The organism is Neisseria sp. P0022.S010, from assembly GCF_051956635.1.
The window spans coordinates 1-1,158 of sequence record NZ_JBQCXF010000722.1; the positions used below are offsets into that span (position 1 = coordinate 1).

At 41.5% G+C, this 1,158-nt stretch carries 2 protein-coding genes; both read right to left on the reverse strand.

Going from position 1 to position 1,158, the window contains the following annotated elements:
- A partial coding sequence (locus ACTHUT_RS20935) for a Mur ligase domain-containing protein (protein WP_440419724.1) occupies positions 1-260 on the reverse strand: 260 nt, incomplete at its 3' end.
- A 50-nt stretch (positions 261-310) separates the two neighbouring features.
- Positions 311-1,158, reverse strand: an 848-nt coding sequence (locus tag ACTHUT_RS20940) for a hypothetical protein (protein ID WP_440419726.1), incomplete at its 5' end; no start/stop codon positions are given.

Consider the following 1,158-nt stretch of genomic DNA (forward strand, 5'->3'; position numbering starts at 1 on the left):
GCCACAAGCGTATCGTCAACCTTCAACGCGCCTTTCAAAGCCGCGCAATCTTCGCGCGAAACCACAACCGCTGTTGCCCCCGCTGCCAACACATCTTCAACAAAATCATGCGCGTCAAAGCGCTCACCGGCAAGCGCGAAAAATACATCGCCTTCCTGAATATCACGGCTGTCCGTAACAATACGCGAAACGGATTGATTTTCAGACGGCATCGAAAGGCCGAGAGTTTGGCAGATGAAATTTAGGTCTAGTGGTTTCATGGTTTCTTTCGTTTGTTTTTTTCAAACAGACATTTTGTTGCAAAGGCATTTTACACTTTGGCAGAAGGCAGCAACTCTTCGACGAGCACCTTTAAAGCGCGCCTTCCTTCTCGATTTCTGGTACTGGGATGAGGTGCTCGGTAACATATTATTTCCTTATTACCTTCAAAAGAAAATTTTTCCAGTTTTCCCTTATTCAAGCCGTTTATGCCTTGACCCGAGCCGGATAAATCAGGAAAGCACTCCCTCCGCGCCGCTACGCCGCCGTCTCCGCTTACGAAAAGAATAATCTGTGGCTTTAAAATTTCAATTTGGGCACGTAACAATTTACAGGAAAGTGTTTTTATATCTTCGAACCAATCCGAATGCTTAGGATGTTTAGTTTTATAGTCCACCGCAAAAATATTAGCCCACAAGATGCCTTCATTCCCACTTCGCTTAGCAACGTTACGGACGAAATTGAAAAATGTTGCTCCTTTTGTGTTTCTTTTTAAATCCCCAGTCAAATTCCGCCAAATAAAATCTTTGCTTAACGACATCAGTTGCCTTACATTTTCGGCATGATATTCATCAAATTTCTTGCTATCGTACCAACTTCGTGTTTCTCGACCGACAATCAGAATTTTATGTTCTGCGCTTTCATAATGCTCAGGGACAAAGCCCAAATGGATATTGGATAATTTATTGTCTTTATTGCTAATTGCACGCAACAAGTTCTGATGTTCCGGTTTGTTTAAAATCTCTACATACTTATTCAGCAATAATTCTTGTAAATCATTCATTTGACGTATTCTTGTACTATTGAAACCGATTTTCCCACACTCAACTACCGATTTTTCCATACTCTTGATAATCGGAGAAACACAAGATGATGGTTTTACCGTTTTTACGATAAGGG